7 protein-coding genes are annotated in these 7,721 nt (G+C 63.2%); 3 read left to right on the top strand and 4 right to left on the bottom strand.

Going from position 1 to position 7,721, the window contains the following annotated elements; translation table 11 throughout:
• Nucleotides 1-50: 50 nt before the first annotated feature.
• Both ACP2AV_RS12550 and ACP2AV_RS12545 read right to left on the bottom strand, forming a co-directional pair.
• A complete protein-coding gene (locus tag ACP2AV_RS12550) occupies nt 51-494 on the bottom strand; it encodes a DUF2852 domain-containing protein (protein WP_426373090.1) in 444 nt (147 codons plus the stop codon).
• Nucleotides 495-605: 111 nt separating this feature from the next.
• Nucleotides 606-1,073 carry a YbaK/EbsC family protein gene (locus ACP2AV_RS12545; RefSeq protein WP_426373089.1) on the bottom strand — a complete coding sequence of 156 codons (468 nt, stop codon included), beginning with the start codon at nt 1,071-1,073 and terminating at the stop codon, nt 606-608.
• A 117-nt stretch (nt 1,074-1,190) separates the two neighbouring features.
• On the opposite strand from ACP2AV_RS12545, the gene ACP2AV_RS12540 reads away from it, so the two are divergent.
• Entirely contained in the window at nt 1,191-4,016 is a 2,826-nt protein-coding gene (locus ACP2AV_RS12540) for a bifunctional [glutamine synthetase] adenylyltransferase/[glutamine synthetase]-adenylyl-L-tyrosine phosphorylase (RefSeq protein ID WP_426373088.1), read from the top strand.
• A gap of 28 nt (nt 4,017-4,044) precedes the next feature.
• Here ACP2AV_RS12540 and eda read toward each other — a convergent pair whose 3' ends face one another.
• Nucleotides 4,045-4,686, bottom strand: coding sequence for a bifunctional 4-hydroxy-2-oxoglutarate aldolase/2-dehydro-3-deoxy-phosphogluconate aldolase (eda, locus tag ACP2AV_RS12535; RefSeq protein ID WP_426373087.1), 642 nt, complete (start codon nt 4,684-4,686; stop codon nt 4,045-4,047).
• 32 nt (nt 4,687-4,718) lie between these two features.
• Nucleotides 4,719-6,527 (bottom strand): phosphogluconate dehydratase, encoded by a 1,809-nt coding sequence (edd, locus tag ACP2AV_RS12530; protein WP_426373086.1) that lies wholly within the window; start codon nt 6,525-6,527, stop codon nt 4,719-4,721.
• A 197-nt stretch (nt 6,528-6,724) separates the two neighbouring features.
• Here edd and ACP2AV_RS12525 point away from each other — a divergent pair, with 197 nt between their 5' ends.
• Together ACP2AV_RS12525 and ACP2AV_RS12520 are read left to right on the top strand one after the other, a co-directional pair.
• Nucleotides 6,725-6,907, top strand: coding sequence for an RSP_7527 family protein (locus ACP2AV_RS12525; RefSeq protein ID WP_426373085.1), 183 nt, complete (start codon nt 6,725-6,727; stop codon nt 6,905-6,907).
• A 152-nt stretch (nt 6,908-7,059) separates the two neighbouring features.
• Nucleotides 7,060-7,698, top strand: a complete 639-nt coding sequence (locus ACP2AV_RS12520) for a DUF6778 family protein (protein ID WP_426373084.1) — start codon at nt 7,060-7,062, stop codon at nt 7,696-7,698.
• The last annotated feature ends 23 nt before the right edge of the window (nt 7,699-7,721 follow it).

Here is a 7,721-nt window from a genome sequence, read left to right as displayed (position 1 = left end):
CGCCGCAGGCAGGCCGGGGACGGCGGCCTGCCCAGGGGATCACTATGGGATCACGATTGTTCGGCGTCGTCGTCCGTGTCCTGAACGCGCTTGGCGCGGTCTTGCATGAACTGGTCGAATTCAGCCTTGTCCTTGGCATCGCGCAGACGTTCAAGGAAAGCTTCGAAGTTCTCTTGTTCCTCTTCCAGGCGGCGCAGGGTTTCGGCCTTGTAGGCATCGAATGCGGTGTTGCCCGAGCTGCGGAAGTGTTGACCTTGGGCACGGATGGGGTGCCCTTGCAGGGCGCGCTTGGCGGCGCAGGAACCTTTGAACATTTTCTTGCTCCAGATCATGTAGAACAGAAGGCCGAGGCCAACGGGCCAGAAGGCGATAAAGCCCAGCACCATCGCGGCGATCCAGGCAGCTTTCCCGCGCTCATCGAGCCACGCTTCAGCGCGCGAGAACCAACCGGCGCGGGCGGGTTCGTTTGGCAGGGACATTTCTACTTGGGGCATTTGGACCTCTGGGGTTGGGGGGATGTTAATTGCTTTCACATCCTCAAGATCGGGATGGCGGGGTCCATTTGCAAGGGGGTATGTGAATGTTTTTTACATTCCTGCTTATAGCTAAGTAAAATCAGCAGCTTGCGCGGAAGAAATTTCCAGAAGGATGGCGGGCTGAATCGGGAAAATATGCTGCGGCGTGCCTGCGGCGGCCCAAATCACATCAAAATCCATCAGCCTTGGGTCGAACCAGATCCGGGGCGGTGTCAGGTGCGCGATGGGCGCGACGCCGCCGATGGCAAACCCGGTTTCACTGCGAACTTTGCGACCATCAGCGCGGCCCAAAGGTTCGCCGATCAGAGCAGACGCTTTGGCCGGATCGACCTGATTGCCGCCCGCCGTGATGAACAGGTGGATCGCGCCGCTGTCCTGACCTTCGAACACGATGGATTTCGCGATCTGGTCCAAGTTGCAACCGGCTTGGTCGGCGGCTTGCTGTGCGGTTCGGGTTTCGCCGTCCATTTCCATTGGCGCGATGTCCAGGCCGGCGTCAGATAGGGCCTGGGTGACGCGCCGGAGAGATTTGCTCATGTCTCACTCCGCTGTTTTCGTCGGTATCGTGACAGGTGTCGGGCCGCTTGGCCAGCGGGGCGCGCAAAGGGCGTGGTGTGCTTGTGTTTCCGCCCCGTCCACGGCAAAACTGGGATCATGGACTTTTCTTCACGGATCACGCGGACACCGCGACCTTACGAGCCTGAACGCGGATCAGATGCGGTTGCCAAACTGGGTCTGCCCAAGGGCGACACAGCCAATCTGGTGGCGGGCGCGGCGGGATGTTCGCCATTTCTGGCCGGCGTCATCGATATTGAAACGGATTGGATCCGCGACGCGCTGGCGGGCGATCCCGATGCGGTCCTGCGCGCCGTGCTCGATGACATCGACCCGCGTGCGGCGATTTCGGCGCAAGCGGTCGCCTTGCGCCAGGCCAAGCGGCGCGTGGCGCTTTTGGCCGCGCTGGCCGATCTGGGCGGCGTTTGGGCGCTGGAACAGGTCACTGGCGCGCTGACCGAACTGGCAGACCGCGCGGTTCACGCCGCCCTGTGCGCCTATCTTCAGCCCGAGCTGGCCCGTGGCAAGGTGCCGGGCAAGGGGCCTGACGATCTGGACCGGTGCGCCGGGATGGTCGCGCTGGCCATGGGCAAGATGGGCGCGGGCGAATTGAACTACAGCTCGGACATCGACGTGATCTGCCTGTTCGACGAAAGCCAGTTCGACCCGGCCGATTGCGGCGAGGCGCGCAGCGTCTTTATCAAGGTGACGCGCAAGGCCGCCGCGCTGCTGAGCGATCGAACCGGCGATGGCTATGTCTTTCGGACCGATCTGCGCCTGCGCCCGGATGCCAGTGTCACGCCGGTCTGTATTTCGATGGACGCGGCCGAGCGGTACTATGAAAGCGTGGGCCGCACGTGGGAGCGCGCGGCCTATATCAAGGCGCGGCCCTGCGCGGGGGACATCGAGGCGGGCGAACAGTTCCTGCAGACCCTGCGACCCTTTGTGTGGCGCAAGCACCTGGATTTTGCCGCCATTCAGGATGCGCATGACATGCGCCTGAAAATTCGCGATCACAAGGGGTTGCACGGGGCAATCACCTTGCCCGGGCACGACATGAAACTGGGCCGCGGGGGCATCCGCGAGATTGAATTTTTCACGCAGACCCGGCAGTTGATCGCAGGGGGGCGTGATCCCGAACTGCGCTCGCGCGAGACGGTCAGCGGGCTGCGTGCGCTGGCTGCCAAGGGATGGGTCGACGCCGATGTGGCAGAGGCCCTGACCCAAGACTATCGCGCTCACCGCGAGGTTGAGCACAGGCTGCAGATGGTTGCCGACGCCCAGACCCACGCGCTGCCAAGCAACCCGGAAGGTTTTGCGCGCCTGGCCGCTTTTATGGACGTGACGCCCGAGACGCTGGAAGTTGACCTGCGCGACCGGCTGGAACGCGTTGCCGAACTGACCGAAGGGTTCTTTGCCCCGGGATATGACGGCCAGACCCCGGCCGCCAACACGCCCGAGCTGTCGGACACGGCCAAGGCGATCCTGGCGCGGTGGGAACACTATCCGGCCCTGCGTTCAGACCGGGCCGTCGCGATTTTCGAACGGTTGCGCCCGGATCTTTTGGCCCGGATCGCGCGCACGGACCGGCCCGATGAAACCCTGCTGCATGTCGACGGGTTTCTGGCCGGGCTTCCGGCGGGCGTGCAGCTGTTTTCCTTGTTCGAAGCCAATCCGCATCTTGTCGACCTTGTCATCGATATCTGTGCCATGGCCCCCCATCTGGCCAAATATCTGTCGCGCAATTCAGGTGTGTTTGACGCCGTGATCGGGGGCGATTTCTTTTCCGACTGGCCCGCCCGGTCGGTGTTGTGCGACGACTTGGCGGCGACGCTTGAGCGCGCCCCTGATTTCGAAGCCCGCCTGAACACAGCCCGCCGCTGGGCCAAGGAATGGCACTTTCGCGCAGGCGTCCATCTGTTGCGCGGCTTGATCGACGCCGATGAAGCGGGCCGACAATATAGCGAATTGGCCGAAGTGGTTGTCGGGGGGCTCTGGCCCCATGTGGTGGACGAATTTTCGACCAAACACGGGCGTCCGCCCGGCACGGGGGCCATGGCGCTTGCAATGGGCTCGCTTGGCGCGGGGCGGCTGACGGCGGCGTCGGATCTGGACCTGATCGTGATTTACGATGCGCCCGGAGACGCACAATCGGATGGCCGCCGCCCGCTGGACGGGCGCACTTATTACAGCCGCCTGACCAAGGCGTTGGTGACGGCGCTGACCGCTCCGATGCCGGAAGGCACGCTCTATGAAGTCGACATGCGCCTGCGCCCATCGGGGCGCCAGGGGCCGGTGGCCACGTCATTCGACAGTTTTCAAAGCTATCAGACAAACGAAGCCTGGACATGGGAACATCTGGCGCTGACACGCGCGCGCCCCGTGGCCGGCAACGCAGAGCTGTGTGCCAAGGTCACGGGCTTTCGCACCGCACTTCTGGCCAGTGAAAAGGACGACGCAGCGATCCGTCAGGACACGCAAGAGATGCGCAAGCGCTTGTCCGAATCCAAACCCGCCGCAACTGCGTGGGACCCGAAAAATGGCCCCGGACGGATGATGGATATCGAACTGCTTGCCGAAGCCGCCGCGCTTTTGGCGGGGGACACGGCCCACGATATTTACGATCAACTGGCAGCGGGTGTGGCGGCCGGTTGGATCACAAACGATGAAAAGGCCACGTTAACGGCGCAGTATCGGCTGTGTTGGCGTCTGCAATCGGCGGCAAGATTGCTGACGGGCGACAAACTGGACCCCAAAACCATAGGGCAGGGCGCCAGGGAATTCATTCTGCGCCAATCGGGGGCGGACACGCCGCGCGATCTGTCGACACAGCTTCGCACCGGGGCGACGCAGGCGTCCGCGATTATCGATGCGTTGCTGGCGCGCCCTTTTGCCGAGACCGCGGGTGCACGCTCAACCGGCTGACTGGCGTTTCGGTGCCCTGCGCGGCCAGCTAGCGCGGCAGGGCGGCGGCTGCGGCGGCCAGGCGTTCGATACCGCTCCAGTCACCTGCGGCCACCATATCGGGCGGGGCCACCCAACTGCCCCCAACGCAGAGCGTGTTCGCCAGCCCCAGGTATGTTTCGGCATTGGCCAGCGTCACGCCGCCCGTTGGGCAAAACCGAATTTGTGGAAGTGGCGAGGCCAGGGATTTGAGCGCAGGGGCCCCGCCGTTCGCTTCGGCCGGAAAGAACTTTTGTACCGTGTAGCCCCGTTCCAGAAGGCGCATGGCTTCCGACGCCGTGGCGGCTCCGGGCAGCAACGGCAATTCGGCATCCTCGCACGCCTGCAAGAGCCGATCCGTCGCGCCGGGCGATACCCCGAATGTCGCGCCCGCATCCTTGGCGCGCTTGACATCGTCAGGGGTCAGAAGGGTGCCCGCACCAACGTGGCCCCCCGGTACTTTCGACATTTCGCCGATTACGTCCAACGCCGCATCGGTGCGCAACGTCACCTCGAGCGCGGGCAGGCCACCCGCCACAAGCGCGGTTGCAAGGCCGCGGGCTTTGCCAGCATCGTGGATCACAAGGACCGGGATCACCGGGGCCAGCTTGCAAATCGCCTCGGCGCGGGTGGATGCCTCGGTTGGGGTCATGTGATGTCCTTTCTAGGGATCATTCGGCAAGGTCACGCGATGATCGAACACGCGCCCTCTGTCGCGTCGGAACACGATGCGCGAAATGCGCTGAACAACTCGCGGCCGATGCCGTAGGCGTTTTTCGAAGCATCGAAGGGATGCGGTTGCCGGTCCTGGAAATCGGCGGCGCGCGTTTCAAGCGTGCCCGCCTTGGCATCGACCCGCACGATATCGCCATCGCGCAGCCGGGCCAGCGGGCCCCCCTTGGCCGCTTCGGGCGACACATGGATTGCCGCCGGAACCTTGCCCGACGCACCCGACATGCGCCCGTCAGTGACCAGCGCGACCTTGAGCCCACGATCCAAAAGCACGGCCAGAACCGGCGTCAGGGAATGCAATTCGGGCATGCCGTTGGCCTGCGGGCCCTGAAAGCGCACGACCACGACCGTATCTTCGGTAAATTCGCCGCGCTGAAAGGCGGCCCTGACATCGGCTTGATCTTCGAAAATGCGCGCGGGGGCTTCGATCACATGGTGCTCGGGCTTGACGGCGCTGGCCTTCATGACGCCGCGCCCCAGGTTGCCCTGCAGATCGACCAGGCCACCGTGCGGTGCAAACGGATCGGACGCCGGGCGCAGGATCTTGTCGTTCAGGCTGGTCTTGGGGCCATCAGTCCACACGATGCGCCCGTCTTGCAGCTTGGGCTCTTGCGTGTAGCGGTGCAGACCGTCGCCCGCGACCGTGAAACTGTCATCGTGCAGCAGGCCGGCATCCAGCAATTCGCCGATCATATAGCCAAGACCGCCCGCCGCGTGGAAATGGTTCACGTCTGCCAAGCCGTTCGGGTACACTTTGGCCATCAGGGGGGTGACCTGCGAGATGTCTGAAAAATCCTGCAAATCCAAAATGATCCCGGCGGCGCGCGCCATGGCAGGCAAGTGCAGCACCAAATTGGTTGAACCGCCCGTCGCCATCAGCCCGACGATCCCGTTCACAAAGGCCTTTTCGTCCAGTACCTGCCCTGCGGGGCGGTAATCGTTCCCGGCGGCGGTGATTGCCATGGCGCGGTGGGTGGCTTCGTCGGTCAGCGCCTCGCGCAAATCGGTGCCGGGGTTTACAAAACTGGCACCGGGCAAATGCAGACCCATGAATTCCATCAGCATCTGGTTCGTGTTCGCCGTGCCATAAAATGTGCAGGTGCCCGGCCCATGATAGCTGGCCATTTCAGCCTCCATCAAGGTGTCGCGCCCGACCTCGCCGCTGGCGAACTGTTGGCGAACCTTGGCCTTTTGGTCGTTGGGAAGACCGCTGGTCATGGGGCCGGCGGGCACAAAGATTGCCGGGATATGGCCGAATGTCGCCGCCGCGATCACAAGCCCCGGGACGATCTTGTCGCACACCCCAAGATAAAGCGCCGCGTCATAGCAGTTGTGCGACAGGCCAACGCCGGCCGCCATGGCGATCACGTCGCGCGAAAACAGCGACAATTCCATGCCCGGCTGGCCTTGGGTGACACCGTCGCACATGGCCGGAACGCCGCCGGCGACCTGGGCCGTTCCGCCCGCTTGCCGGGCCGCCGACCGGATGCGGTCTGGAAAGTGCTCGTAGGGTTTGTGCGCCGACAGCATGTCGTTGTAGGCGGTGATGATCCCCAGGTTCGGCGCGGTGCCGCCGGCCAGGGCGGGCTTGTCGCGCTCCATCGCGGCGAAGGCATGGGCCTGGTTGCCGCAGCTCAGATGCGCGCGCACGGGACCAGCATCGGCGGCGGCGCGCATCCGATCCAGATAGGCGCCGCGCTGATCCTTCGAGCGTGCGATAATCCGTTGGGTGACGTCTTCGATACGGGCGTTAAGTGCCATGGTCTGTCCTGTGATCTGCTACCACGTGTATTATAGTCTGTTAGCGCTAACGTTTCCAGTGGGAATTGTCCTTGTCGCTCAGAGGTCTGCGAATGCTGCATAGCGGCATTACCGAGATGGCGCTAGTAAGGGCATCAATGCTGACCTATCTATTGGGCAAGGGAGATCGATAAACGAACACGATCAGGGGTTCAAACATGAGCGATTCCAGTTTTTCCAGCGCCAGCATCAATTCCGACGCCGAATTCAGCCTTTTCGAGGTTGAGCAGAAAGCCCGCGAACTGCGCGGCGAGGCGATCCGCTACGGCACAAAATCCATGCGCATGTGGCTGCGCCGCGTATTCAGCTTTCCGTCAGCGAATGGCCGCGCGCCTGTCTGACCACCTGTCTGACCGGCCCGTCGCCAAAGCGTGAATGTTTCGAAAATCCCGGAAATAATCCGGGATTTTCCCATTTTGGCCCCATTTCGTTGACAGTTTGTTAACTGCAACGACGGCCCGAAAGAGATCGGGCCAGCAGATGGGACAACAAAATGCGGGCAAAACTGTCGATTCTGATCTGTGCAGCGACCTTGGCGGCGGGGTGTTCGCTGCCAGCGCAAGACGCGCCGACCCGGGGGGCGCCGCACGTTGCTGCGCTGCTGAACGGGCAGACCACAACGTCGCTTGACGCTCAGGGGATCACGCAAACGATCTTGCAGCCAGACTATCGATTGCGCCGGGTCTATGTGCGTGTCCCGGACGAATTGGAACCGTCGGAATCTAACAGTTACTATCCGCGCGCCGATATCGTCTGGCATGGCGATCCGTTTGGCGACCGGCACGCACAGGTCAAAGCGGTCGTCCAGGGCGCTGCCGAGCGTGCCATCGCGATCACGCGCGGCGACAAACCGGTTGATCTGGACATCGAGGTTCGCCGATTCCACGCCCTGAGCGAGCGCACTCGCTACACCGTCGGCGGCCGGCATGAGTTCGAATTCAAGCTGACTTTCCTGAACGCCGAAACCGGCCTGCCACTGGCGCCGCCGCGCCTTGTGCAAGCCGAAATCAAGGGGTTTGGCGGTCTGGCTGCGGTGCGCGCCGAAGCCTTGGGTCAGACGCAAAAAGTGCGAATTACCGACTACCTTGCGCAATTCGTCGCCCAGCAAACGGCGATGGGACCGGGCGCGTAATCCACTGGCAGCGCCGCCAAAAA

Origin of the sequence: Aliiroseovarius sp. PTFE2010 (assembly GCF_049943335.1) — a bacterium.
Lineage (GTDB): Bacteria > Pseudomonadota > Alphaproteobacteria > Rhodobacterales > Rhodobacteraceae > JBNFVY01.
Note: the sequence above shows the minus strand (reverse complement) of the source record. Positions and strands in the feature narration are given on the sequence as shown.